This is a genomic window from Bacillus aerius, assembly GCF_029894105.1.
In the GTDB taxonomy this organism is placed as follows: domain Bacteria; phylum Bacillota; class Bacilli; order Bacillales; family Bacillaceae; genus Bacillus; species Bacillus altitudinis.
This window is the reverse complement of sequence record NZ_JARYHO010000001.1, coordinates 989,804-1,016,296: the sequence shown is the minus strand read 5'-3', so window position 1 is coordinate 1,016,296 and position 26,493 is coordinate 989,804. Positions and strand designations below refer to the sequence as shown.

Below are 26,493 nucleotides of genomic sequence, written 5' to 3'. Positions count from 1 at the left end.
TTCTCATAAGGGACTGACCCCCTAAGATGAGACAAATAAAAAACACCTTCAAGTTTGAAAACAGATCGTTGTGATCCGAAATAAAACATGGAGGTGTTTTTTCTATGGGGACAAGAGTGAGTTATCCGGTTGAAGTCAAACAGAAGGCTGTGGAAATGAGATTGGCAGGCGTACCTATGAAAGAGATCATGCAGGAATTGAATATCAAGAATAAGACGCAGGTTCAGACATGGGTGAGATGGCATAAAGCTGGGGATACACACCGGTTCGAACAACCTGTTGGAAAACAATATTCCTATGGAAAGGGCCCCGAGTACTCTTCCGAATTAGAGAGACTGCGGGCAGAAAATCGCTATTTGAGTCAACAGAATGAAGTTTTAAAAAAGTACAACGAATTGGAAAGGAAGTTGATAAGGAAACGTCAATCAAACTGGTAGAAGAATTGTGCAAAACGATGACGGTACAGGACATCTGTGTCCATTTAGGCATCTTACGTACTTCGTATTATAGATGGAAAAAGGATTTGACTCAGACTCATTCTAAAAGACAACTAGAGAAACAGGTCGGCACGTTGTGCCGAAAGCACAAATATCGATATGGTTATCGGAAAATCACAGCCATACTAAAAATGAGAATGCGTATTAACCATAAAACTGTTCAACGTATCATGCAGAAAAACCAGTGGCAATGCCGGGTTAAAATGAAAAAGCGTAAGAAGAGTGGGCAGCCTTATGCCGTAGCCGGTAATATACTGGATCGGAATTTTCAGTCTGATCGCCCTCTTGAAAAACTAGTCACGGACATCACGTATTTGCCTTATGGACAGAAACAATTGTACCTTTCCAGTATATTGGATTTATATAATGGAGAAGTGATTGCTTTTACGATTGGTGATAAGCAGGACACAGACTTTATCTTAAACACACTTAATCAGCTCCCAGCACTGCCTGAGAATTGCGTGTTACATAGCGATCAAGGTTCTGTGTATACATCTTACGAGTATCAGAAAGCTGTTCATATAAAAGGCATTACCATGAGCATGTCCCGTAAAGGGACACCCGCTGATAATGCCTCCATCGAATCGTTTCATTCCTCACTAAAGTCTGAAACGTTCTATCTTAACAGGATTGATCGCACTACGACCACCATCGTAGAACGCACTGTCAAAGAATACATTTATTATTATAACAACATTCGTATTCAAACGAAACTAAACAACCAATCACCGATAAACTATCGGCAATTGGCTGTATAAAGGTGTTTTGATCCCTGTCTCAAAAACGGGGGTCAGTCCCTAAAAGAGAAAGGTTTTTTTGATTAAGCTTCTTCTTGTTTCATTTTTCTTATGTTCCAAGCAAAGTATGCTGTTGTTGCAGCCATCATGATGATGGCTACTGTTCCAAGAATCGCTGCTTGGTGCCATAAATAACTGTTATCACCGCTTGCAATGATCGTTCTAAATCCGTTGATGGTATACGTCATTGGAAGCAGACTGTGAATAACTTGGAAGAATTTTGGTACAAGCTCAAGCGGGAATGTACCCGCACTTGCTGCAAGTTGAAGAACCAAGATAATGACGGCAATAAAGCGTCCTGGGTTCCCCATCGTCGTCGCAAGAAGCTGAATGATCGCTAGGAATGTCAGACTGACGATGATCGCAAAGAGATAGAAGCGCCAGAGGCTTTCCACTTCAAGTCCAAGTCCAAAGATGAGCATGGAGCTTGCAATCACTGCCTGCAAGATACCGACTAAGAGAAGCACACTATATTTGCTGACAAACCATTCAAACGCATTTCTAGGGCGTCCTGCAGGATCTTTCATTGGGAATACAACAGTCAGCATAAGAGCTCCAACAAAGAGTCCCATTGATAAAATATATGGTGTGAGCCCTGTTCCATAGTTATCAATTTTTTTCGCTGTATCATTCTCTGTTTTGACTGGGCTTGCAATCATATTGTAATTGTCCTGCCCCGCATCAATGTCTCCTGTTTCATCTGCAGCGCTTTTTAGCTTATCAGAAAGCTTTCCAGTTCCACTTTTTAAGTCACCTAATCCTTTATCAAGGGATTTTGACCCTTCAGCCAGTTTAGATGAGTTGCTTTGGATACTCGCTGATCCACTTTCTAGTTTATTCAATGCTGCACTAAGCTGGCTTGAACCATTTGCCAGTTTATCCGCACCACTTTTCGCTGTATCAAGCTTTCCATTTGCTGTTTGCAGGCCATCTTGTAATTTCCCTTGGCCCGTTTGAAGCTTCAGTGCACCTTGATACAATTTATTCGTACCGGATGTCATTTGATCAATCGCATTTTGTATGGCGACTGTCGATGTATACAGCTGTTCTGTTTTCTCTGGCAGCTGCTTGACTTGCTGTAGCTGTGCTTTTGCAGATGCAACCGCAGACTGAACTTCACTTGCGTCAGGCAGTTCCTGCAGCGCCGCTAAGCTTTGCTCAAGCCCAGACAAATCAGGCAGTTCAATTTTAGGAAGACTGTCTAGCTGATCCATTGCCGCCTTTTTCTCTTCATCTGTCATCGAGCTGTTTTGAATAATACTTTTTACTTTTGCATCTCGATTAGATAATGCTTCTTTTAAAGAAGCAAGTTTGGTACTAAACGTTTTTGCATCTTCTTTCACCTGATCAATCTTAGGCGCCATCTTTTCAAGATTCGCTAATTCAGGTGAAGACAATACTTTCTCCACAGCAGCGATTTTTTCTGAAAATGACTGTGCTTTATTGTTCAGCTGCTCAATGCCTGCTGTGAATTGCGGCATTTTAGAAGAAAGCTGCTCATGTCCTTCACGGCTTGTGTTTAACCCTTCAGTCAATGTATCAATGCCTGTGCCAAGCTCACCAAATTTCTGATCAATCGTTTGATAGCCTGTTAAGAGCTGACCAAGACCGCTATCAAGAGATTGAATTCCAGTGTTCAGTTCACCCATTTTTCCTGCAAACTGATGAACACCTTCGCTATACGTTAACGTTCCTTCTGCCAATTTCGCCAGATTGTCTTTTAACTTTTGGCTACCGTCTTTTGCGCTTTTTGTTCCGTCATCAATTTCCTTCGCTCCATCGCTTGCTTGATCTAATCCTTTTGCAATCGTTTTGAAGTTATCAAAGATGACCTCTGCATAATTTTCTGTGACTTCCTTTGAAACCGAATCTTTTAATTTGATAATGGCGTTATTCGCAATTTGAGACGCAGCATAGTTTGCGCCTGGATTCGTATAATATTTCAGATTCGATTTTTTCGGATGTTTGTCTAGTACTGTACTCGCATTTTTCGAGAAATCTTTCGGAATCTCGACGACGAGATAATAGTCTTCGTTATTTAACCCTTTGATGGCCTTTTCTTCACTATCAACAAAATGCCATTTAAAACTATCGTTTTTCTTCAATTCCTTCACTAAATCATCGCCCACTTGAAGGGTTTTGCCGTCATAATGACTGCCTTCATCCAAGTTAACAACCGCTACAGGTAATTGATCAACTGTACCATATGGATCCCAGTAAGCTTTTAAAAATACACCACTATAAATCAGTGGAATAAATAAGACAGCTAAAATCGGGATCAGTAGTTTTTTGCTCGTCACAATGTCTTTCCATTGATTCCGAATTAAATTCATTGCTGTTTTCCTCCCATTGATGAATGACTAAATTAAGAATTCGGTCATTTGAACTCAAAAAAAATTATGTTGTTGCAGACAGTCCTTTTAGTACATAAAGCTCGAGCGATTCAGCGACCTCTTCTTTTGTTAAAGGCTCATATCGCTTTTCCCAGTCAAAAATAAGTGCAATATATAGTTTCACCATCACAAATGCCGTCAATTCAGGATCACAGGGCTTAATGTCGCCTTTTTCAATCGCTTCTTTTACTTTTGTTTTAATATAGCGAATGATCATCTGCTCCATTTTTTCAATCATTTCTTTCACTGCTGATGTGCCAAGCTCCGCATTTTCCTGAAAGATTTTAATTGTAAGCTGGTGGTTTTTTCGAAATTCTAATATTGCAAAGAGTGCTAAATGAAGGTTTTCTGAGAAACTATTCTTCTCATCTATTGCTTCATCTGCAATTTTCCTCATCTCCATTAACAGTGATGTGAAAATTTCATCGAACAGCTCTTCTTTGTTTTTGAAAAAAGTATAAATCGTTCCTTTTCCGACGTTGGCAAGCTTTGCTACAAGGTCCATTGTCGTGGCTTTATACCCGAACTGGGTAAATGCCTTTGTTGCTCCATCTAAAATCATTTGTCTCCTATCAACACTCATGATCTCACTCCCAAAATGACTATTTGAACGTTTCGGTCATTAAGTACAGAAAGTAATATACCACATCCTTTTCCTCAGATGCAACAACTTTGTTCAATTTTATTATTCACCACTCTTTTCTAAACATACGAACATGAAAAACTCCCTTTCCATGACAGAAAAGGGAGTTTGTTTTTTATGAAAATAGATAAGATACAGCTTCTGAGATGGCAGCTTTTCCTTGATCAATACAATCAGGAATCCCAACACCTTCAAATGCAGCACCCGTGATATAAATACCAGGATATGATTGCATAAACGTTTCTCGCATCGTCGAAATCTGTTTTTGATGACCCACATGATATTGCGGCATGCTTGTTTTCCAGCGAGTCACTGTCGTCAGCTCTGGATCTGCTTTAATATCCATGATTTTCTTCAAATCCTCCAGCACGATGCTCACGATTTGATGATCAGACTGTTCGACAATTGATTCATCGCCAGCTTTCCCAACGTATGCACGGAGCAATGTTTTTCCTTTAGGTGCAGTGTGAGGCCATTTCTTATTTGTCCACGTACATGCTGTAATGGAGAAATCACTATTTCTTGAGATGACAAAACCAGTACCATCATATTCATTGTGAACATCCTCTTCTTTAAATCCGAGTGCAACTGTTGCAACAGAAGTCGATGTCATGTCATGCAAGTACTCAAGCCCTGCTTCTTTTGGAAACATGGAATAGATCGATTGGTGAGGAGTTGTCACAATGGCAGAATCTGCAAAAAGCGTTTGACCGCTGTCTAATTGAACGCCATAGCCTCCCTCTGCTTTTTCGATCTGGGTCACTTTTGTCCCTTTGTAAATCTTCGTCAGCTTGAGTTTACTTTCGACCGCTTCAACAAGTGCTTGCAGCCCTTGATTGATTGTCTGGAACTGTCCTTGCTTTTTCGCTGTCACTTGTTGCGCTTTTGCATGCTGCTGTGATTTTTTCATCCCAAGAATCAAACTGCGATGCTTCTGTTCTGTTTGATAGAACTGCGGGAAGGTAGACATTAAGCTCAGGCGATCAATGTCACCAGCATAAATGCCTGATAGTAGCGGTTCAATTAAATTCTCCACCACTTCATCACCCACACGTCTTCTAAAAAATTCCCCCAGAGACTGATCTTCTGTCTGTTTGCTTTTTGGCAATACGAAATCCATCGCTGCACGTGCTTTTCCGGCAACTGAAAAAAGCCCAGTTGTAATGAAAGGACTGATTTGAGTTGGAATGCCCATGACAGCCCCCTTTGGCATCGGATGAAGGGTTTCATTGACTAATACATACGCTTGCCCTGTTTCATTATTGACGAGCTGATCAGATAGGCCAACATCTTTTGCCAGCTGGGGTCCACTAACCTTTCTTTCTAAAAATGAATCGGGTCCACGTTCAATGATATAACCGTCTTTATATAATGTTTGAATTTTTCCACCTAGCCTAGGACTCGCTTCAATAAGAGATATTTGGATAGGAAGGCCTTTTTCTTCAATTTCCTTTTCCAAATAGAAGGCGGCGGCCAAACCCGTGATGCCACCGCCAATGATGACAAGGTGTTTTTGATTGTCATGCATAGGATCGCCTTCTTTTATATGATTACTTGCTTTCATTAAGCTTCTTTAATACGACTGCTGCCAGTGCATCAATAAATGCTGGTTTCGCATTTGGCATTTCTGGACGATAGTAAGCTGCACCAATTTCATCCGTGACGACTTTACATTCATAATCATTGTCGTATAACACTTCAAGGTGATCAGCGACAAAACCAACAGGCACGTATACAAATGTTTTATAGCCTTTTTGCTCAAATAGGTCACGCGTGAGATCCTGCACGTCTGGTCCAAGCCACGGATCAGGCGTATTGCCCTCACTTTGCCAGCCAATTTCATAATGTTCAATTCCTGCACCTTCAGCAATCATTTTTGCAGATTGTGCAAGCTGATCAGGGTATGGGTCCCCTGCTGCAATAATTTTTTCAGGAAGACTGTGTGCAGACACAATCAGCACTGCTGAATCTCTTTCTTCCTGACTCATGGATGCATACGTTTCTTTCACTTGTTTCACCCAATAGTCCACAAACTTCGGCTCATCGTACCAGCTTTCAACAGAAGTAATGTTCAGATGGCCAAGCTTTTCTGCTTCATCTTGTGCACGTTTGTTATACGATTTCACACTAAATGTGGAGAAGTGCGGTGCAAGGACAATACTCACCGCTTCTGTGATGCCATCTCGGTGCATGTCAGCGACCGCATCTTCAATGAAAGGCTCGATGTGTTTTAACCCAATGTATACATGAAATTCAATCTCGTCTTGGATCTCATTCAAATGTTCACACAAACCATTTGCCTGCTGTTCTGTAATTTTGGATAAAGGAGAAATGCCGCCAATTGCCTTGTAGCGGTCCTTTAAATCTTGCAGCATCTCCGGCTCTGGCTTTCTGCCTCTACGGATATGTGTATAGTAACGTTCAATGTCTTCTTCTTTATATGGGGTGCCATATGCCATGACAAGTAGCCCCATTTTCTTTTTCTCCACAACCAACACTCCTTCAGATCATTTGAAATCATTTAGATGGATGTCTTTTTATGTTTAGCTGAATAATCGTGAATAAAATCTGTCAGCTTCTTTAACGTGTCTGGTGAGACATCAGGAAATACCCCGTGACCTAAGTTAAAGATGAATTGATCTGATTTCATCCCTTGATCTAAAATCGCTGCTGCTCTTTCTTCAATCACTTCCCAAGGAGAAAGTAAAATCGTTGGATCAAGGTTTCCTTGTAACGTTTTTGTTAAGCCTTCTTTTCGCGCTTCGTCTATACTCATACGCCAATCCAGTCCAACGACATCAAGCGGCAAGTCATGCCAATCTTTGGCCAGATGGCTCGCACCGACACCATACATAATCATTGGTACGTTTTCAGACTTCAGCTCTGTGAAAATACGCTGCATGACAGGCTTAATGAAGGTCCGGTAATCTGCTGCATTTAAAGCGCCAACCCAAGAGTCGAAGATTTGAAATGCTCGGACGCCTGCTTTTACCTGAGCGCGTATGTATGTGATCGTCATATCGGCTAATTTATTCATCAAAAGCATCCATGTCTCTGGCTCACTGTACATGAGCGCCTTTGTTTTATGATAATTTTTAGATGGACCGCCTTCGATCATATAGCTTGCCATCGTAAAAGGTGCACCTGCGAAACCAATCAGCGGAACATTCAACTGCTCCTCTGTTAACAGTTTGATCGTATCAAGCACATACGGCAGGTCTTCTTCAGGATGAAGCTCTCCAAGACGCTGGATATCTGCCTTTGTCCGAATAGGCGAGTCAATCACTGGTCCAATTCCATTTTTAATTTCAACATCCACTCCAATAGCTGGAAGCGGAGTCATAATATCTTTATATAAAATAGCGGCATCTACACCATATTGTTCTACAGGAAGTCTTGTTACGTAAGCACATAGCTCTGGCTGATGCGTAATTTCAAATAGCCCGTATTTTTCTTTAAGGGCACGATATTCAGGCTGCGAGCGTCCTGCCTGTCTCATATACCAAACCGGTACATGATCTGTTTTTTCCCCTTTGCACGCCTTTAAGAACGTGTCATTAAAAGCCTTCGTTTTTCCCATTACCTTTCATTCCACCTTTCGCCTCACACTCTCTTTGTATAAGGCTCAAACACTGCTTTTACTATACCGCTTTTTCAAGGCTCGGTATACTAAAGCGGCTCAATGTTCAAAAAATCGCCGAATATTAACGTCCAAAAGCCTCTGGCTTGATATAAGCACTGCCTTCGCCTTCTTCTTGTGTTTGAGTATTGTATGGAACAACCTTATACTGCGCATCTGAAAACACATTTGCATACGGCATTGTGTAGCTGTTTGTTCCTGTTACAGAATCGATCAGGGTCTCGCTTCCATTCCTCTTTTCATAAATACGATATTCAACGCGTTTGTCTTCCTGTTCATCCCATGACAGCTCCAATGTAAAGAGCCCTTTGATTTTAAATGCATAACGTGCTTCAAAGCCTGACAGTCCTTCTAAATGGATTGGCGATTGAAGTTCTTTAATTCCCTCTGGTTTTTGGAATGTTTCATTGGTTATTTGGGCTGTCGTTAAAATATCTTTCATTAACTGCACTGGATACTGACTGCCGCCAGTTAAATAATGACTGTTATCCGTTTTGTCATATCCCATCCAAATTGCCCCTGTTGTACTAGGCGTGTAGCCAGCAAACCAAGCATCTTTCGTTGCACCTTTGACACCGGAATACGTAGTTGTACCTGTTTTACCAGCCAAATCTCCAGCGTATGATCCGCTCTGAGCGGTTCCGCCTTTGACGACCTGTTGAAGCATTCTTGTCATATTCCAAGCATTTTGTACGCTAAACACTCGTTCTTCTTTGTTTCGATTTTTTTCAACGGTTTCTCCATCATCATTCGTGATTTTCTGAATGAAGAACGGCTTTTTATAGACGCCTTCATTTGCAAATGTATGAAATGCTCCAGCTATCTGCAATGGAGAAACCCCTTTTTCTAGACCACCAAGCGCTATGGCAAGTCCTTTATCCGAAATATCCATCCCCATTTTCTCAAGATAGGATTTAGACGTATCGATGCCAAGCTGGCTTAACGTCCATACGGCAGCTGTATTTTTACTTTTCATGAGAGCCTCTACCATCGTGACCCTGCCCTCGTACTGTCCATCGTAGTTCTTTGGAGAATAGCCGTCATAGCTTTTTTCCTTGTCCTCAAGCAGTGAATACGGTCTGAATTTTTTCTCCTGCATCGCTGGACCATATACTGCGATCGGCTTAAAGACAGAACCAGGCTGTCTAACAGCTGTGACTCTGTTATAGCCTCTTGCCTGATATTCTCGTCCGCCTATTGCTGCTTTTACACCACCAGATGCGTTGTCAATAAACACAGCGCTGCCTTCAGGTGACCCGCTTTTTCCCGGGAAATAACGATTGTTTTTCATCGCATCATAGGCAACTTTTTGCAAATTCATATCGATTGGTACCGTAATGGTATAGCCGCCTTGAAGCAATTGTTCATGCGAAATCGAATACTGTGATTCTGCTTCTTTAATCATGAGATCTACATAACTGTCCACCCAAGGGGTTTCTGATTTCTTTTTTAAATGAATACCAAGTGTTCTTCCTTTTGCTTCAACTGTTTCTGTAGAAGACAAATATCCTTGTTCATTCATTAAATTCAGGATGGTATCCCGTCTTTGTTTATTTTTATCTGGGTGTAGAACAGGGGAATACGTTGAAGGTGCCTTTGGCATGGCAGCAAGTGTAGCTCCTTCACTGACAGTGAGATCTTTTACATCTTTACTAAAATAGTAATTGGCCGCTGCTTGGATCCCATAGACGCCATGACCAAAGTAAAGCTGATTCAAATACATTTCAAGCAGCTTGTCCTTTGAATAATCTCTTTCTAAATTGATCGCAATAATGACTTCTTTTGTTTTTCGAAGAAACGTTTTATCATTTGTGAGAAAGATATTTTTGGCGAGCTGCTGGGTGATGGTACTGCCGCCTTCTACCTTTCCACCTGCTAATATATCTCGATAAACCGCCCTTGAAATCGATTGTGCATCAATTCCGTGGTGCTCATAAAAGCGCTTGTCCTCTACAGCAACAAAAGCTTTCGCCACTTTATCTGGGACCTCTTTTAATGACACAGGGTCCCGATTTTCTGAATACATGCTTGTGAGTTCTTTTCCATTCTGATCAATGATTTTCGAGGAAGCGTGAAAAACGAGCTTCTTCTCATCTATGACATAATGTCCTAAAAATAAAATGGTCAGATAGCCAATAAATGAAAGCACGATTGTACTTCCTGCAATGACTAATGGAATGATTATCTTCTTTTTCTTCAAATTAGGTCACCTCATTCCTTTATACGGATAGTATGGGATGTATTGCTTCATAATATGTTTTATGGATTGACTACCAAAGAATTATATATCATTCTTTTGTTATACTATCAAGCAGGAGGCGGTTTAGATGAATTTCTATATTACATATGGAACAGCAGACTTTTTGCAAAAAATCGCAAAAAAACATCATCTTGAAAATCTGCTTTATACGGTCGGTAAGGAACAAGCGGCTCTTTTTCATGAAACGGAGGGTGAGACAGTATTTAAAGCACCCCATTCCTATGATGTGATTTATACAAAAGGTGAGCTCGTCCAATCTGGCTTTGTCACGCTGAATCATATCCCTGTAAAGCTCGAAAGCAGAGCACTTTTTGAATCCACCTTTCAGAAAAAAACAAACATGTCAGAGCACCAGCGCGGCTTTCAAGCGCTTCGTGTGTTAAGACCAAAAAAGGATGAAGAAGTGTACTTAATTTTGACCCTTTGGGAATCTGAAGACTTATTTCAAGACTTTCAAGAGTCAGAAGCATTCTTTCAGCCGCACGAGGATACTGGCTCCATCTTCTCCCGTCCTGCCTATCTGACATCCTATCATGCCGTCATAGACCATTAAAGAAGTGCTGCTTTTCGCACTTCTTTTTTTCATAAAAAAAAGCCCTTCTGCTGGGCTTTCAACGCTTATCTCTAAGCTCGTACCGATGAATGATTGGCTGAAGTACATAAAAATTCAGCAAGATCCATCCTAATAAGATTGGCCATTTGAGCATAGGTGAAGCACCTTTCATCTGAATAAGTAGTACCAACAGTGGAATCAAACAAATCATCAAAAAGCTCATCTTCGAAACGAACGTTTCTTTGATTTGATGCCGGCAGCTTGGACAAAGCATCATTCTCGTATGCGATAAATGAAATTTTTCGACGAAAGAAAATGCTTTTGAACAATTTGGACAGCTTCCCAATGCCACTCCCCCTTTTTCAAGCTTCATACTTAACCTTCGACTTTTATGTAAAATGACCTTTTCTGTCATTCTCGACATCCTCTTCTGTTGAAAGATTCTAACAATTACCATACAATCAGTAAAAGAGCCTAAAGGAGGTTTTCGGATCAATGACAGTATCCACTTTACACAAAAGGATTAATGAACGTCTTGATGAACATTATGAGGAAATGGTTGAAATTAGACGCCATCTCCATATGAATCCAGAACTTTCTTTTCAGGAAGAGGAAACCGCTGCTTACATCGCTCAATATTATGACAGATTACATATCCCAACACGCACACATGTAGGCGGACATGGTGTACTCGCTTTTATTGAAGGAGCTTCCCCTGGACCGACCATTGCACTGAGAGCTGATTTTGATGCACTTCCCATTCATGATGAAAAGGATGTACCTTACCGTTCAACAAAACCTGGCGTCATGCACGCATGCGGTCACGATGGCCACACAGCAACACTTCTCGTCTTAGCGAAGATCTTACATGAGCACCGAGATCAATTAAAAGGAAAAATCGTCCTCATTCATCAACACGCTGAAGAATATGCCCCCGGCGGTGCGAAACCAATGATTGAAGATGGCTGTTTAGACGGTGTTGACGTCATTTTCGGCACCCACCTTTGGTCCTCAGAGCCATGCGGCACTGTTCTTTATAAAAGCGGGAACTTTATGGCATCCGCCGATCGTTTCTCTATTCAAGTGCAAGGGAAAGGCGGACATGGCGCACAGCCGCACCTGACGAAAGATGCCGTACTCATCGGTTCACAAATTGTAGCCAATCTTCAGCAGGTCGTGGCCCGTAAAGTCAACCCGATTGATTCTGCGGTGGTATCTGTAGGGGGATTTGTCGCTGAAAATGCCTTTAACGTCATTGCAGATTCTGCCGTGCTAACAGGTACTGCACGTTCCTTTGAAGAGAGTGCACGCCATATCATTGAACGTGAAATTGAACAGGTGGTGAAAGGTGTCTGCCACATGCACGATGCCTCTTATACTTATGAATATGTAAGAGGCTATCCTGCAGTCAAAAATCACCCTGCACCAACTGAATATATAGCAGAAATAGCCAAACAGACAGAAGGAGTCACAGAAGTAAAAGAAGCCGAAACCCAAATGGGCGGAGAAGACTTTGCTTACTACCTTCAGCATGTTCCTGGTACTTTCTTCTACACAGGCGCTATGCCAGAAAACAGCCAAGATGTGTATCCACATCACCATCCGAAATTTGATATTAACGAAAACGCAATGCCTGTCGCAGCAAAGGTACTCGCTCATGCCGTCCTTTCCTACGATGAATAAAAAAAAGCCGCTGCCACCAGCGGCTTTTCTATTTCGATTCTTTCAACACTCTCAAGTGAAACACATGGCGTGCGACTTCACCAAGCTGTCCTGTCAGCTGATGATTTGCCACCCCACCAACAGCGGCACCGACCACAGGCATTAATTGAAACAGCTTCACAAGGTCAATATAATCTCGATATTCCTGCTGAAAGCTATACCAATCCATTTCTTCCCGGGTTGTTTCCCATTCTTCAATGAGTTTCATCATTTTTTGGCGGTGTGCACTGCTTGAAAAGGCGAGTTGAAAAATACAAAGCAAAAAGAGCCTTTCCTCTTTTTGAGACAAATCAAATCCATATATACAAGCAAGCTCATATAGACATTTCATTTTAATACTCAAAAGGAGAGGGAAATCCGCCATTCCGAGAAACAATCCACCCGCACCTGTGCCAATTCCTTCAATCGCAGCGGCCTTTTGATAATATGTCACCTTTTCCTTTGCCAGCTCATTTCGCTCTACAATAGACAATTGTTCATCAATGACTGTAAATGAAGTAAAATGGCTTCCTGATACGGTGGATTCAACCATTGTTTTCACCGCACTTGTGATGACTTGATGAAATCGAGCAGGGATTCGGCGATTCACTTGCTGCTGAACACCTTTTGAAAACCGCTCGATCTTGGATGGTTTTCTTAAAAAACGCATTTGAAAAAAAATGGCCTCTTCATACAGTTCCCGTTCAGCTGCATTCATCCCAGTTCCCTCCTTGGTGACATCATACGCTCGCTGTAAAAAACAAATCTCCGCTTATCTCATCTTTTTTAATCTGCTTTGTACGTAAGGCTTGAATAGGACAAGCACAAATACCAATGAAATGAGAAGAGCAAGTCCGCTTCCCTTCCATCCACCTGCTGGGAAAACGGCGGAGCTCAGTACAATTGACTGGATGATGAGTACATTTCGTACGAGAATAAAAAAGCTTCGATCTTTTTCTTGCTGAGACACAGGATAAAGTGCCTGTAACGACAGATGAGCAAAGTGCTTTGTTAACGGGACAAGCTGTACACCTGTGATAAAGACTGTAAACAAGACAAGTAATGCCCCCACCCAGCCTGCTGCACCTGTATACAAGAGGATGAGCACAAACACGACCGTTAACCTAAACACAAGACCAAAATAGTCATTTGAACGTAAAAACGCCCTCACATACATATAAGAAAAAGCTTTACGCTGTTCATAAGGGACAAACTGCAAGACCCAGTCCATATACGCCCTTCTTTTCACTTGTTTCTTCAAATGAGGGACATCCGTAAATAAGTTTGCCAAGCGGTAAAAACGCTGTTTTCGTTTTAACTCATCAGAAATATGCAATTCCCATTGAAAGGGCTGTTTTTTTACTGCATTTGTTAGATAAATGAGATAGACAGCATATAAAAGATAAAAAACAATGGCAATGGCATAAGCTGCTTGTAAAACGGTATACATTAACATTGTATTGAGCAGAAAACGAATCACTGCATCAATCCATCTGACATGTTTCCCTTGAAAATAAGTGATTCTCCACTGAATCGCTGTATTCAGACCTTTTATTAAGATCATTTGCGCCAAAATGAGCACATATAGCATCAGATCGCCTGAGGAGACAGCCGAATATAGCGGAAGTGCAATAATGGATACGGCAATCAAAGGAAATAACTGAGAAATGAAGCTAAAGTTAAACGCTCGTTTTAAATAAGGGTCCATCTTAGCTTCCAAAGGAAGCATAAACACAAGATCTGCCTCTTTGATCAACGTTCGCACGTAAGAACTAGTCAGTACCAATGAGAAAACAACTGCCATGACCCAATAGGATGGGAAGTGAGTTGGAATATGCTTCAGCCAATTACTGTACCAGCTCGCCCCGCCTGCAAGGAAAAAAATGAGCACAATCACAAGATGATCGTTGAACATATATTTTAAATATTTTCTTGTTTCTTGTACGTGTTCTTCTAATCGAGATTTCCAAATGGTTTGCGTTGTTTTACTCATAGCTTTCTTCCTTTGTTAATTCCAAATAAAGATCATCGAGTGTCGCATCTCTCATGTTGAACTGTTCTCTTAGTTCTGTCAGTGTTCCTTTCGCTCTAATTTCCCCTTCATGCAAAATAATAAAGGAATCACAATAACGTTCCGCTGTGGCTAAAATATGCGTTGACATCAGAACACTTGCGCCATTTTGCTTCGCCGCATTCATACGTTCTAATAGTGCGTTGATCGCAAGCGGATCAAGCCCTAAAAACGGCTCATCGATAATATACAACTCTGGCTCCACAAGAAACGCACACATAATCATTACCTTCTGCTTCATCCCTTTAGAAAAATGAGCAGGGAACCATTTCAATCGCTTCTCCATTCGGAATTCCTTCAGCAAAGACGGCAGACGTTCTTCTAATTGTTCTTTTGAAAGGCCGTAAGCCATCGCTGTCAGCTCTAAATGCTCTTTTAACGTTAATTCTTCATATAAGACAGGTGTCTCTGGAATAAACGTAAATTGTGAACGATACGCCTCTTGATCTTCTTGAAGGGTTCGTCCGTTTAGCTCAATGACCCCTTTATGAGGTTTCATTAATCCAATAATATGACGAATGGTTGTACTTTTTCCCGCCCCGTTTAAGCCAATGAGACCAACGATTTGGTTTCTTTCTAATTCAAATGAAATATTTTTCAGAACGGGATTCTTTGTATATCCACCCGTTACATCTTTTACAGTTAGAAGGGACATCAGTTCGTTCCTTTCTTTCTTTTTTCCTTTATAGTACCAAAAACGAAAGACAATTTGAAATGTTTACCTATAGACAACTCATGAATAAAACATCGGCATACTGGTCATCATAATGCATGTAGAAGAAATGAACTTGATGACCAATACGTAAATGAGGTGTTTGTTAAAGGCAATAACCGCATGACAAATTGGTTTTTCATCTAAAAACCTTAGCTTCTGTTTTGCTTCACTGATTCTTGATTTTTGTGTCCTATACAAATATGTATACGACGAACCAAAACGTCAAATGAGGTGTTTACGGCAGAAATAGCAGGCATATGAATTCTTTATTTCAGTAAATAGAGAATTCAAAAGGCATATCAAATGAAAGCATCAGCATTTCTTCTGCAGGAGCAGGATGAGCGACCAAAGGAGTTCGCTTGTCCTGTTTTCTTTTTTGCTTCTTTTTGTGATACGATAAAGGAAAAATAATGAGGAGTGACATGGCGTGAGCGACTGCATTTTTTGCAAGATCATTGATGGAGACATTCCATGTGCAAAAGTATATGAAGACGAGCATGTATTGGCTTTTCTTGATATCAGCCAAGTAACAAAAGGACATACCCTTGTAATCCCGAAAATACATAAAGAAAACATTTATGACATGACACCAGAAGTGTCTAATCATTACTTCCAAGCGATTCCAAAAATCGCTAGAGCCATCAAACAGGAATTTGAACCAATTGGTTTAAACCTTCTAAACAACAACGGTGAAAAAGCCGGACAATCTGTGTTCCATTACCATATGCACATCATTCCACGTTATGGCAAAGGCGACGGCTTTGGTGCCGTATGGAAATCTCACCAAGATCAATATACATCAGAGGATTTAAAAGACATTTCTTCTGCCATCCGTACGCGCCTTACCTCATCTTAATTGATGAGGTTTTTCTTTTTTTCACTTCTTTCCTGTGCTTATCCTCTGAATCGTAAGATATTTAGGACGATTCAAATTTTTTGTCCAAATGCTTCAAATTTGTGATAGGATGGTTTTATCTTTTGATCCATTAACGCGAGAAATAGGGAGAGATTGTGATGAAGCGAACGACGAATTTTAATGCTGGTCCGGCGGCGCTGCCGCTAGAAGTTCTTCAAAAAGCACAGGAAGAACTTGTTGATTTTAAACAAACCGGGATGTCTGTGATGGAACTTTCTCATCGCAGCGGTGAGTATGAAGAAGTCCACAATAAAGCGAAAGCACTCTTGGTAGAATTGATGGACATTCCAGAAGATTATGAGGTCCTCTTTTTACAAGGCGGGGCAAGTCTTCAATTTGCAATGATTCCGATGAACTTCTTACATGAAGGCGAAACGGCTCATTTCATCCAAACAGGTGCTTGGTCAGAGAAAGCCTTGTCAGAAGCAAATGGGTTTGGTGAAACATCAGTGTTTGCCTCAAGTGAAGACGACAACTATTCGTATATTCCAGATGTGGATGCTTCCGTTTTAAATGACGGAGCTTACTTGCACATCACATCGAACAATACCATTTTCGGTACTCAGTGGAAAACGTTCCCGAACACGTCACTCCCGCTTATTGCCGACATGTCCAGTGATATTCTCAGCAAAAAAATAGACGTGTCTTCATTTGATTTGATTTATGCCGGGGCACAAAAAAATCTAGGGCCTTCTGGCATCACGATTGTGATCGCGCGCAAACGTTTATTAGAGAAAGAAAAAAGCGGCACACCTAAAATTTTAAAATATTCAACACATGCCAAAGCCAATTCTCTTTATCACACACCACCGACTTTTGCGATTTATATGCTATCCCTTGTCCTGGAGCATGTGAAACAGGCGGGCGGTGTAGAAGCAGCAGAAAAACGCAATGAACAAAAAGCAGCGCTTCTGTATGATACGATTGATCAAAGCGGCGGTTTTTACAAAGGGCATGCACGTGCTGACAGCCGTTCACATATGAATGTCACGTTTACCCTTCGTGATGATGCACTCACTGCATCCTTTGTGGAGAAAGCAAAACAAGAGCAAATGGTTGGACTCGCCGGCCACCGTTCTGTTGGCGGATGCAGAGCCTCGATTTACAACGCCGTCTCTATAGAAGACTGCCAAAAGCTTGCGGACTTTATGAAAAAGTTCCAGCAAGAAAATGAGTAAAAAGGCTTTTCTATCGTGAAATAAATTTGTTATAATAACGAGAAATATAAAGTCATGACTCTTGCAATAAATGATCAGCCATATTATTGGAGAGTTCTAAGAGCTTAGCAGAGGAGAGCATAGAAATGAAAACAAAAGAATTAGTGATTATGTCATTGCTTGCAGCAATGGGAGCTGTTTTGCATACGATTTTCCCGCCCATCTTTTTCGGAATGAAACCTGATATGATGCTGGTCATGATGTTTTTAAGCATCATCCTTTTTCCGAAGGTACAGCATGTCGTTGTGATCGCCCTAGTCACTGGGGTCATTTCCGCTTTGACAACAGGTTTTCCAGGCGGACAAATTCCAAATATGATTGATAAACCGGTGACAGCCTTTATCTTCTTAGCCCTGTTCTTATCTTGCCAGAAGATCAAGAGCAAAGTCGTTCTGACCGCTGTACTCACCGCTGTTGGGACCGTCGTATCGGGCGTGATTTTCCTATCTGCCGCTTTACTGATTACTGGACTGCCGGCTGCGTTACCAGCACTTCTTGTAGGTGTTGTCCTGCCAGCAACTGTGATCAATACGATAGCTATGGTATTTGTCTTCCCGATTGCTCAGTCGATATTAAAGCGCGCAAGAATGATTGAAGTCGCTTAACGAATAACTGAACCTCTTCATTGGATGAAGAGGTTTTTTTCATGCTTCTATAAAAGAAAAAGGGTAAGCAGCAAAATGGAGAGCGAAATCCCTGCACCTGCCGCACACACAATTGCTTTTTGTCTTAATACATGTTTTGGCGGATAAGACCCTGCATACCCAAGCTGCCTTACATAATGAATAGAACCACCTGCGAAAATCACACACATACACGTAAAAACGAACAGAAAGACAGACAACCTTCTCCCCTCCCTTTTCTTCAAAAGTATGCTAAAATAAAGCAAGCTATGTATGGAAGTTCAATGAAGCTGATCGTCAGCTCAGAGAGAACATGCGAATGTGTAAAATTTGACTAGAGGTGATTGGAATGGCTAGTGGACGTTCTTTATTAACAGGATTATTTGTAGGCGGTCTCCTCGGAGGTGCGGCAGTGCTCCTGACGACTCCCTCTTCTGGCAGAGATGTACGCGGAAAGATGAAAGACTGCTATGACAAATTCGAAGATACGCTGACAAGATTAAAAAGAGATGGACAAGCTTTAAAAGAGCAGATTGTTGAAACCGCAAAAGAAAGTGCTGAGGTCATTAAAGAAGTCGGAACTGAATTGCAAACATCCATTCAGCAATGGCGCGAGGAAATCAAACCTCATCAGCAGGACTTACAAAAGGAAATTCAGGAAATTGAGGAAAAGCTCAAACAACTGGAGAAAACCTTACAAAACTAATATACTCACAAAAAAATATTCGTTTACAAAAGTGTGCGGGGTGCGTATCCCGCACTTTTTTTGTTGAAAAAAGGTTATTTTGTCAATGTTTTTCATGACTTTTAAAAATTCTTGAATTTTCAGCTTTATTAATCTTTATTTTATTGGCATAATAGAATTACAAGAAAAAGAGAAGTAGGTGAAATGGATGAATCATTCGGAACAGCCTTTCGATGTAAAAGAAGCACTTTTATTCAGTCAAAGAATGGCCCAATTGAGCAAAGCTCTTTGGAAATCCATTGAAAAGGACTGGCAGCAGTGGATCAAACCGTATAACCTAAATATCAATGAACATCATATTTTGTGGATTGCGTATCAATTAAAAGGAGCTTCAATATCAGAAATTGCAAAGTTTGGCGTCATGCATGTATCAACGGCGTTTAACTTCTCTAAAAAATTAGAGGAAAGAGGATTTTTAAAATTTTCTAAAAAGTTAAACGATAAACGCAATACGTATATTGAACTAACGCCAAAAGGCGAAGAGACATTCCATAAACTACTCGAAGATTACGACCCGGCCCGAACTGGTATTGTCAAAGGCGCACAGCCGCTTCATGACATTTACGGAAAGTTCCCTGAAATTTTAGAAATGATGTGTATTATCCGAAACATTTATGGTGAGGATTTCATGGAGATTTTTGAGAAATCGTTTTCAAACATTGAGAAGGACTTTTTGAATGAACGTGGGAAAGTCACGAAAAAGCCTGAAGAACTTGAAGACTCCGCGGAGGAAAAAGCGGCTAAAGCAAATCAAATTGTTTAATGATCTTTATAAATTCATTCATTAACGGCTGAAACAGCCCTTGATCATGCAAAGCAAAAATCGTCTCATGAACATCCAGCTTTTCAATTAACTGTCCCGCAAACAGCGCAAGGAGATCGTCGAACATGACGTAGCCTTGTGCTTTTTGCTTGTCCATTTCATCTGAGAGCTCAGCACAAATACGCTCAATGTCCTTTGCCTCTTCTTTCGATACACGCTGCCGGATCAATAGCGCATAATATGGATAACAGCTCATATCTGTCGCCGTCAGTAACAGTTCCATATAATATTCGAGCTGGCTCATTCGTTCCTCAATACTCATGTACGTTCCCTCTTTCTCTTAGTCACTCTATTTTAGCCGAAATTACTCATTGACGAAAGAGACGAACCTCCCTCTTATGTCTTTTTTTCTTGAAAAACCCAAAGTTTCCTCTCTTTATTCCATATGAATGTAACAATTTATTTTTTTTCTTGAAAACCATTGATTTTTATCCTCAGGAAGAGTAAATTATCTTGAGATATTCAATTAGTTTTTTTGAGATTGGAAGGATGAAAAATGAATTGTTGGAAGACCATTAATCTTGAAAAGGATTATGGTTATACGAGAATGATGATTTCAGCCATATGTCTGACTGTATTTTTTTTCATTATGGCATTTTTATGTTTTCAACTGACTCATCCTGAAACGAGACTCAGCAGTCACAATGCACCGCTTTTTATCGTGCTTTTACTTGCGACATTGCTTGTCCACCGCGTGGTTCACTTGATCCCAGTCATGAAACATAAGAAAAAAATGACGTTATTTAAACGAAATTGCTGGCAGCGCGTGCCTAAGAGAGTGATGCTTTTCTCACTGCTCAGCCCGTTTTGTGTCATCTCACCTGTTTACTTTGTTTTAGGAATGGCATTTCCAATGTACGCACACTATTTTATCATGATCGCAAGTATTCATGCAGGCTATTGTTTGCCTGACTTTTTATTTGCTTGGAAACTGCTAAAAGCGCCAAAATCATGCATCATTGATCAAGCCCAAGACGAGTTTGATATTTTAGTTGACCCAACTTCCTCATCATGAGGTTTTTAAAGCCAACTTCTATCTTTTTCATAAAAAATTTGGTAATGTAGTATGGGAATAGCATAGAGAGGGGGGATCTCCGATAGTTTTATTTTACTTCATCGTCTTTGCCGCGTTTATTGTGTATTCAATAAACAGGCTTACTAATACATTATGCCTTGTCAGAGAGATTCCTGAAGAACGGCAAGATAAGGTGTTTCGCTTTATCAATGTATCGATACTGATCTTACTGATCTCATCATTTGTTGAAATTACCATATCTATTTAAGATCAAAGCAAAAGCTGCCTGTTTGATGGCAGCTTTTTGTGTATGATGATCTATTAGCAAATCCAAGATGCACCGATAATGATCAATAAGATGAATAACACGACGACTAGTGCAAAACCGCCAGCAAAGACTTCTCCTCCCATGTGAAAACACCTCCTGCCAGTTCTTCCTCTGTTCTAAGCTCAGTGTATGCAGAAAATTTTAAAACGTTTAGGCACTTGTCATCGTTTTAAAAAAGAACCGCCCGCACGCATGGCAGGACGGCTCCTTTCTGTCACAGCGATTTAATTAATAAAGATATGCTGCACCAACGATGATCAGCAAAATGAATAGCACGACCAATAAAGCAAACCCATTAGAATATCCTGCTCCCATATAATTCAGCCTCCTTTTTGTGATCAATATATGTGTATGTTGGTCGCAAAAATTTGACTAGACGAATGCCCTCCCATTTGCATTTCTTTTTACAGCATGTCACAATATGTTATGATACAAGCAATGATAAATAAATTGGAAAGATTAGGAGTGTTTTTTGAATGAAAAAAATGGCTTTAGCAGCTGTAACAGCAGTAAGTGTTTTAACTCTTGGCGCATGCAGTAGCGGTGACAAAGAAGTGATCGCAACAACAAAATCAGGAGATGTCACAAAAGAAGAGCTTTACACAACACTTAAGAAACAAGCAGGTGGAGATGCTTTAAACCTACTTGTTCAACAAAAGGTTCTTGCTGACAAATACAAAGTATCAGATAAAGAAATTGATAAGAAATTGGAAGAATATAAAAAGACACTTGGTGAAGATCGTTTAAAACAACTTCAAGATGAATTCGGAAAAGATTACATCAAAGATCAAGTAAAATATGAGCTGCTGACTCAAAAGGCTGCCAAAGCTAACATCAAAATCACTGACAAAGAAGTAAAAGCGTATTACGATGACCTAAAAGGGAAAATCCGTGCAAGCCACATTTTAGTTGCTGACAAGAAAACAGCAGATGAAGTAGAAAAGAAATTAGATAAAGGCGAAAAATGGGATGACCTTGTATCTGAATATTCAACTGACACTGCTTCAGCAGCACAAGGCGGCGATGTAGGCTGGTTCGCAAAAGATGGCCAAATGGATGAGAACTTCAGTAAAGCTGCCTTCAAACTAAAAGTAAATGAAATCAGCAAACCAGTAAAATCTCAATTTGGTTACCATATCATTAAAAAGACCGAAGAACGCGGTAAATACGATGACATGAAAGCAGACTTGAAAAAAGAACTGCTTGATCAAAAACAAGCAGATAACAATGAAATTCAAACGATCTTAAACAAATTGGTGAAAGATGCTGATGTGAAAGTAAAAGATAAAGAACTTGAAAATACATTCAAAGAAAAATCTGAGCAAACCACACAACAAACAACAAACCAATAATGAACGCAAAACAACCCCTCTACATGACTTTGTAGAGGGGTTGTTTGTATTCTTATTGGTTATGCAATCGAATGGTCCTCATGCTTCGCCGTTTCCTGGGATCGTTTCATTTGCTGTCCTTGACGTCTACGCTCTCTCTCCTGCTCCATTCGTTCGATAAAGATTTCTCCCTCTTTTTCAATAAAGGATTGATCAATCTCTTGCTCCTCTTTGGCTGTCGTCATTAATTTATAGGCACAAAAGATAATACCAATGATACATGCATATACCCACCATGGAAAAAATAACATTGTCTTCGCCTCCTTTTTCAGGACTAATCTCTCTTCCTTTGTGTTACATGCTTATGCGAAAAGAAGACAAGTTATGAAAAAAAACGCCCGCATCAAACGGGCGTTTTATCATGATGATTCATTGTAAAAGGTTGGTTTATAAAACGAACGATTCTCTAGTGCAAAAATACGCTCTGTATATTCTCCTGGCTTCACATGCTCAAGCGCACGATCCATCATGTTCATTTTTGCATCTAAATTATCTATATAGTGGAGAATTTCGGCTTCCTTCACCATTGGTGGTTTAGGACTGCCCCACTCCCCTTTTCCATGATGACTCAGCACTAAATGCTGCAGAATCAGAATTTCCTCAGAATCAATGCCAAGCTCCTCTGCGGCTTTCGCAATTTCTGTCACCATAATAGAAATGTGGCCAATTAAGTTCCCTTCTACTGTATATGTGGTGGAGACAGGACCCGAAAGCTCTTTGACTTTCCCTAAATCATGTAGAATGATCCCTGAATATAAAAGATCTCGATCTAGTGATGGGTATAGATCAACAATGGCTTTCGCTAAATGAAGCATCGATACCACATGATAGGCAAGACCCGAAACAAACTCGTGATGGTTTTTCGTAGCTGCTGGGTAATCAGCGAATTCCTGTCCATATTTCTTCAGCAAATGTCTTGTGACACGCTGAATATTAGGGTTTTTCATATCAAAAATATATTGCATGATGGTATCCATCATATCGTGCTTTGGAATAGGAGCTGTTTCTAGAAAATCATCAATGCGGATTTGCTCGTTTTCAGCAACAGGACGTATATTCCTAAGCTTCAGCTGATTCCTTCCGCGATAATGATGAATATCACCTACTACCTTCACAATGGTTTGCGCAGCATATGTGAGTTCATCATTCTGCTTTGCATCCCATAGCTTCGCCTCAATATCTCCACTTTGATCTTGAAGAATTAACGTTAAAAATGGTTTGCCATTACTCGCAATCCCTTTAGTAGATGATTTAATTAATAAATGCAGGTCAACTTGTTCGCCGACGTCATAGGTCATGATCCCTTTAGCCATTCAATAAATGCTCCTTCCATGTTTCTGCTCATATAAGTATAACATAAGTCATAATTTGTCAATCATTCCACTGCTAAGCTCGTAATCTGCCCGTCTTCCGCTGCTTGTTTCATATAATGATGACAAGTGAAATAAAACAGCTGTGTTTCAAAACGAGTGAGTTCACTCATCAGCTCCAGCACCCTGTCTAGACGGACATGATCAAAGTGAACGAAACTGTCATCCATCATAAATGGGAGCTGACAATCTTGCTGGTGGGACAAAGCAAGTGCAAAACGAATCGAGAGATAAATTTGCTCACATGTTGCTTGTGAAAGCTCCTCCGGGCGGAATAGGCGTCCATCCCTCCGTTTCACAATCAGCCGGTCATCTTCGGCAGAAAATAAAATCACTTCATATCGATCATTCGTTAACGGCTGAATAAATCGGGAAGCTGTTTGGAGGAGTGCTGGTAGCCTCGTTTCTTTATGTTCATTGAGTTTCTCTCGAATGACGGAACGAACGAGCTGAATAGCCGCCCATTTTTTCGCTAGATGCTTTGCCTGCTCCTGCTCTACAGCAAGCTGATGAGTCAAATCAGACACTGTACCTGATGCTTCTATTTGGCGTATTTCTACTGCTAATTCTGCCAAGCGTTTTTTCATATTCGTCACATTCTCTTGCATGTCATTCAGATGTCTTTTTGCTTGTGCACACTGCTCCTCAAGGGTGCGTAAACCTTTACGGACAATGACCTCTTCCTCATCTATATAACCGCTTTTGTGTAGCTCTTGGTTCAGCTGCTGCAAATTGTACAGCCGCTCCCGGTATTCTTTGGATAGATGAGATAGGACATGATAATCTTCTTTTGACGCTGCTCCTACTTTTCGAAAAAGCTCGTCCGTTTGTTTTTCATAATATTGAACTTCTCCTTCTAATGTTGTCAGCTGCTGCTCTACATGTTGAATGGATACGTGCAATGTCTGACGTTCTTTTTCTCTTTTTTCCTCATCTTTCAATATCTCTTGAAAGGCTGAGATATTCTCTTGAATGGTCCCTTCTTTTCTTTGAAGGAGACTCATGAGCGCTGAAACTCTTTGCTCGTAGGTCGATTGCTGCTGTGTGAGCATCTCTATTTCCTTGTTAAGCGCCTCATATGCCGCTGTATTCGCTTTTAATTGTTTCAAGATATGGAAAGCTTCCACAAGGAATGAGAGCTCTGAGGACAAACCCAGCTGCCTTCTCATATCTTCTACTTGCTGCTGTACAGGTTCCAGTTCCCGCTCCCAGTCTTCATATTGCTGTATCATTCTTTCGTATAAAAGCTCCTTTTGCTTCACTAGCGTTTCAGCTGAAGCTGTTTGAACTTGAAAGGAATGATAGGCGTTACTGTCGTTTGCTTCCTTCATCTGAGTCTGTTTAAGCACTGGATAAATAGCGATCAAGACAAAAACGGAAAATCCTGCAAACAGTAACGTCACCCAGCTCTCTGCTAAAACGAATAAGACCGTGAGAATGACAGCACATAGCACGAACATCAGCGGGAATAACCACACTCTGGAATGGTTCTGTTTCACTGTAGCCCTTGTGCCCCTGACATCTTCTGCATCTTGCTGTTTAACGGGCTGTTCCTTTAATCCTTTTAGAGCGGTTTCCGCTTCTTCCAGCTCATGTCTTGCATGATCAAACCGGTCATCGAGCTGCGTTTTCCTATCCATTAAACGAACGTATTGGCTCACAGCCTCTTTTAATTCCCACTCAAAGTCAAGTGAATCATCCAGCTGGTCAAGCTTGATTGGACGCTGCCACTTCAGCTTCGCTGATGCTTCTTCTATTTTTTGTTTCAAAGAATTCTGCTCTGTTTTCCCTTCTGCTAAGCGTTTCTTCACAAGTTCAGCATCCGATGATTCAGCTATGACTCGCTTCATCTCCAATACCGTATCCTTGTCATAGAGTGGCTGAACTTGCGTGAGCGACGTTTGCAAATGATCTAATTTTTGTTTCAGTGCCGTCACTTGCGCCTTTTTTGGGTGAAGGTGTGATTCTAATTTATCAAGTTCATGCGCGGTTTCCGGTCTAAACCGTTTGACTCGTTCAGGATAACTAGCCAAATCTTTTTTTAACTCTATCTTGTTTTCTATCATAGGATAAAGTCGAATATGTTCAGTCAAAAGCTGAATCTCTTCTTCAGTCTGTCTCATTTCATGCTGAAGCATTTCTACCTTCTCGGTTAATTCAGCTTGTTCTTTTTTCTTTTCGGTATAACGACTTTCTACCAATTTGGCCTGTTTTAACTTACCTGACAGCTCTTTTACATGATCAAGCTGCTGATTTAATTCAGGCTTACGTCCATTCGGTTTAAAAAGCTGCTCCTGCTGTTTTAGCAGCCTGCTGTCCATTTTGGATGCCGCATCTGAGCCAAACAAACTTGAAAAGAGTAGAAATTCCCCTATTTGATCTTGATTTAATGCTTGTACATTTTGCAGACCAAACACGTCAAAAGAATAGATCGATTGGTATAATCTGCGATCTGTTCCCTTTAACATCGCATGTAGAAACGCTTCATCTTTCACTTCACCATTTGGCAGCAACACCTGAGCTTGGCCGCCATGATCAGATGTTCTTTCAATATGAATCACACCTAATTCCTCATCTAAACATGTAAGAGACCCGCCATAAAATGAGCCATGCTTTGGCTTATACATATGGCTTTTGGAAAAACCAAATAACATCGATTCAATAAACGCCTTCAATGTCGTTTTCCCCGATTCATTCAGGCCATAAACTAACTGAAAACCGTCATCAGAAAAGTGGAAGGTTTGATTGGAAAATTTCCCGAAATTCGCAATATGGAGTGAACGTATTTTCATCAT

The 26,493-nt window shown here is 40.7% G+C and carries 28 protein-coding genes; 11 read left to right on the top strand and 17 right to left on the bottom strand.

Translation table 11 applies throughout. The annotated features are described in order from the left end of the window. The first annotated feature begins 104 nt into the window (after positions 1-104). Positions 105-1,255, top strand: a protein-coding gene (locus M2353_RS05180; protein ID WP_178896435.1) for an IS3 family transposase whose coding sequence is annotated in 2 segments (ribosomal slippage) — positions 105-378 and positions 378-1,255 — 1,152 coding nt in all. Because the reading frame shifts where the segments join, the coding sequence is not laid out codon by codon here. A 62-nt stretch (positions 1,256-1,317) separates the two neighbouring features. Here the strand turns inward: M2353_RS05180 and M2353_RS05175 are convergent. The 6 genes from M2353_RS05175 to M2353_RS05150 all read right to left on the bottom strand — a co-directional run bounded on the left by M2353_RS05175 (position 1,318) and on the right by M2353_RS05150 (position 10,170). Further along, a complete protein-coding gene (locus tag M2353_RS05175; protein ID WP_284725067.1) occupies positions 1,318-3,627 on the bottom strand; it encodes a YhgE/Pip family protein in 2,310 nt (769 codons plus the stop codon). Between the two features lie 64 nt (positions 3,628-3,691). Beyond that, positions 3,692-4,270 carry a TetR/AcrR family transcriptional regulator gene (locus M2353_RS05170; RefSeq protein WP_007497184.1) on the bottom strand — a complete coding sequence of 193 codons (579 nt, stop codon included), beginning with the start codon at positions 4,268-4,270 and terminating at the stop codon, positions 3,692-3,694. 175 nt (positions 4,271-4,445) lie between these two features. Then, positions 4,446-5,858 carry a protoporphyrinogen oxidase gene (gene hemY / locus M2353_RS05165; protein ID WP_039167644.1) on the bottom strand — a complete coding sequence of 471 codons (1,413 nt, stop codon included), beginning with the start codon at positions 5,856-5,858 and terminating at the stop codon, positions 4,446-4,448. A 22-nt stretch (positions 5,859-5,880) separates the two neighbouring features. Continuing rightward, positions 5,881-6,819 (bottom strand): ferrochelatase, encoded by a 939-nt coding sequence (gene hemH, locus M2353_RS05160; protein WP_017366949.1) that lies wholly within the window; start codon positions 6,817-6,819, stop codon positions 5,881-5,883. Between the two features lie 32 nt (positions 6,820-6,851). Continuing rightward, positions 6,852-7,910, bottom strand: a complete 1,059-nt coding sequence (hemE, locus tag M2353_RS05155) for a uroporphyrinogen decarboxylase (RefSeq protein WP_025207037.1) — start codon at positions 7,908-7,910, stop codon at positions 6,852-6,854. A 124-nt stretch (positions 7,911-8,034) separates the two neighbouring features. Continuing rightward, complete coding sequence (locus M2353_RS05150) at positions 8,035-10,170, bottom strand: transglycosylase domain-containing protein (RefSeq protein WP_039167554.1); 2,136 nt, start codon at positions 10,168-10,170, stop codon at positions 8,035-8,037. A 127-nt stretch (positions 10,171-10,297) separates the two neighbouring features. Here M2353_RS05150 and M2353_RS05145 point away from each other — a divergent pair, with 127 nt between their 5' ends. Beyond that, positions 10,298-10,783, top strand: coding sequence for an antibiotic biosynthesis monooxygenase family protein (locus tag M2353_RS05145; RefSeq protein ID WP_284725066.1), 486 nt, complete (start codon positions 10,298-10,300; stop codon positions 10,781-10,783). Between the two features lie 58 nt (positions 10,784-10,841). Here the strand turns inward: M2353_RS05145 and M2353_RS05140 are convergent, their stop codons facing one another. Then, the gene (locus M2353_RS05140; protein WP_017360309.1) at positions 10,842-11,198 is read right to left on the bottom strand and encodes a hypothetical protein; all 357 of its coding nucleotides are present in this window, start codon (positions 11,196-11,198) and stop codon (positions 10,842-10,844) included. Between the two features lie 80 nt (positions 11,199-11,278). Between M2353_RS05140 and M2353_RS05135 the strand changes: the two genes are divergently transcribed. Next, positions 11,279-12,466 (top strand): M20 family metallopeptidase, encoded by a 1,188-nt coding sequence (locus tag M2353_RS05135; protein WP_284725065.1) that lies wholly within the window; start codon positions 11,279-11,281, stop codon positions 12,464-12,466. A gap of 28 nt (positions 12,467-12,494) precedes the next feature. Here the strand turns inward: M2353_RS05135 and M2353_RS05130 are convergent, their stop codons facing one another. From M2353_RS05130 to M2353_RS05120, 3 genes are read right to left on the bottom strand one after another with little or no spacing between them, the layout of a single operon-like run. Beyond that, entirely contained in the window at positions 12,495-13,202 is a 708-nt protein-coding gene (locus M2353_RS05130) for an EcsC family protein (RefSeq protein WP_024719995.1), read from the bottom strand. 54 nt (positions 13,203-13,256) lie between these two features. Next, positions 13,257-14,477 carry an ABC transporter permease gene (locus M2353_RS05125; RefSeq protein ID WP_284725064.1) on the bottom strand — a complete coding sequence of 407 codons (1,221 nt, stop codon included), beginning with the start codon at positions 14,475-14,477 and terminating at the stop codon, positions 13,257-13,259. After that, positions 14,470-15,210, bottom strand: a complete 741-nt coding sequence (locus M2353_RS05120) for an ABC transporter ATP-binding protein (protein ID WP_008348877.1) — start codon at positions 15,208-15,210, stop codon at positions 14,470-14,472. The genes M2353_RS05125 and M2353_RS05120 overlap by 8 nt, the downstream gene beginning before the upstream one ends. A 487-nt stretch (positions 15,211-15,697) precedes the next feature. Here M2353_RS05120 and M2353_RS05115 point away from each other — a divergent pair, with 487 nt between their 5' ends. From M2353_RS05115 to M2353_RS05105, 3 genes are all read left to right on the top strand, one after another. Next, positions 15,698-16,126 carry an HIT family protein gene (locus tag M2353_RS05115; protein ID WP_039167561.1) on the top strand — a complete coding sequence of 143 codons (429 nt, stop codon included), beginning with the start codon at positions 15,698-15,700 and terminating at the stop codon, positions 16,124-16,126. 158 nt (positions 16,127-16,284) lie between these two features. Continuing rightward, positions 16,285-17,364 (top strand): 3-phosphoserine/phosphohydroxythreonine transaminase, encoded by a 1,080-nt coding sequence (gene serC / locus M2353_RS05110; RefSeq protein WP_284725063.1) that lies wholly within the window; start codon positions 16,285-16,287, stop codon positions 17,362-17,364. Between the two features lie 125 nt (positions 17,365-17,489). Next, on the top strand, positions 17,490-18,008 hold the full coding sequence (locus tag M2353_RS05105) for a tryptophan transporter (RefSeq protein WP_284725062.1): 519 nt from the start codon (positions 17,490-17,492) through the stop codon (positions 18,006-18,008). Positions 18,009-18,055: 47 nt separating this feature from the next. On the opposite strand, the gene yhzF is transcribed toward M2353_RS05105, so the two are convergent. Next, entirely contained in the window at positions 18,056-18,247 is a 192-nt protein-coding gene (gene yhzF / locus M2353_RS05100; RefSeq protein ID WP_008348888.1) for a membrane protein YhzF, read from the bottom strand. 128 nt (positions 18,248-18,375) lie between these two features. Between yhzF and M2353_RS05095 the strand changes: the two genes are divergently transcribed. Further along, a complete protein-coding gene (locus M2353_RS05095) occupies positions 18,376-18,732 on the top strand; it encodes a YtxH domain-containing protein (protein WP_284725061.1) in 357 nt (118 codons plus the stop codon). A 187-nt stretch (positions 18,733-18,919) separates the two neighbouring features. Continuing rightward, complete coding sequence (locus M2353_RS05090; protein ID WP_008348891.1) at positions 18,920-19,534, top strand: HTH-type transcriptional regulator Hpr; 615 nt, start codon at positions 18,920-18,922, stop codon at positions 19,532-19,534. Here the strand turns inward: M2353_RS05090 and M2353_RS05085 are convergent. Further along, positions 19,512-19,856: a YhaI family protein gene (locus M2353_RS05085; RefSeq protein WP_284725060.1), complete on the bottom strand. Its 345-nt coding sequence runs from the start codon at positions 19,854-19,856 to the stop codon at positions 19,512-19,514. The two genes, M2353_RS05090 and M2353_RS05085, sit on opposite strands and share 23 nt — an antisense overlap. A 234-nt stretch (positions 19,857-20,090) precedes the next feature. On the opposite strand from M2353_RS05085, the gene M2353_RS05080 reads away from it, so the two are divergent. Both M2353_RS05080 and M2353_RS05075 read left to right on the top strand, forming a co-directional pair. Next, positions 20,091-20,609, top strand: coding sequence for a DUF3267 domain-containing protein (locus tag M2353_RS05080; protein ID WP_008348895.1), 519 nt, complete (start codon positions 20,091-20,093; stop codon positions 20,607-20,609). 82 nt (positions 20,610-20,691) lie between these two features. Further along, positions 20,692-20,877, top strand: a complete 186-nt coding sequence (locus M2353_RS05075) for a hypothetical protein (protein ID WP_072368131.1) — start codon at positions 20,692-20,694, stop codon at positions 20,875-20,877. A gap of 53 nt (positions 20,878-20,930) precedes the next feature. On the opposite strand, the gene M2353_RS05070 is transcribed toward M2353_RS05075, so the two are convergent. Together M2353_RS05070 and M2353_RS05065 are read right to left on the bottom strand one after the other, a co-directional pair. Beyond that, positions 20,931-21,020, bottom strand: coding sequence for a YjcZ family sporulation protein (locus M2353_RS05070; protein ID WP_017360317.1), 90 nt, complete (start codon positions 21,018-21,020; stop codon positions 20,931-20,933). Positions 21,021-21,165: 145 nt separating this feature from the next. Further along, positions 21,166-21,252 carry a YjcZ family sporulation protein gene (locus tag M2353_RS05065; protein WP_008361129.1) on the bottom strand — a complete coding sequence of 29 codons (87 nt, stop codon included), beginning with the start codon at positions 21,250-21,252 and terminating at the stop codon, positions 21,166-21,168. Between the two features lie 161 nt (positions 21,253-21,413). On the opposite strand from M2353_RS05065, the gene M2353_RS05060 reads away from it, so the two are divergent. Further along, on the top strand, positions 21,414-22,289 hold the full coding sequence (locus tag M2353_RS05060) for a peptidylprolyl isomerase (RefSeq protein ID WP_007497153.1): 876 nt from the start codon (positions 21,414-21,416) through the stop codon (positions 22,287-22,289). Between the two features lie 59 nt (positions 22,290-22,348). Here M2353_RS05060 and M2353_RS05055 read toward each other — a convergent pair whose 3' ends face one another. From M2353_RS05055 to M2353_RS05045, 3 genes are all read right to left on the bottom strand, one after another. After that, positions 22,349-22,579, bottom strand: a complete 231-nt coding sequence (locus tag M2353_RS05055) for a sporulation YhaL family protein (protein ID WP_017360318.1) — start codon at positions 22,577-22,579, stop codon at positions 22,349-22,351. Between the two features lie 108 nt (positions 22,580-22,687). Beyond that, the gene (gene yhaM / locus M2353_RS05050; RefSeq protein WP_284725059.1) at positions 22,688-23,641 is read right to left on the bottom strand and encodes a 3'-5' exoribonuclease YhaM; all 954 of its coding nucleotides are present in this window, start codon (positions 23,639-23,641) and stop codon (positions 22,688-22,690) included. Between the two features lie 62 nt (positions 23,642-23,703). After that, entirely contained in the window at positions 23,704-26,490 is a 2,787-nt protein-coding gene (locus M2353_RS05045) for an ATP-binding protein (RefSeq protein WP_284725058.1), read from the bottom strand. Between the last annotated feature and the right edge of the window lie 3 nt (positions 26,491-26,493).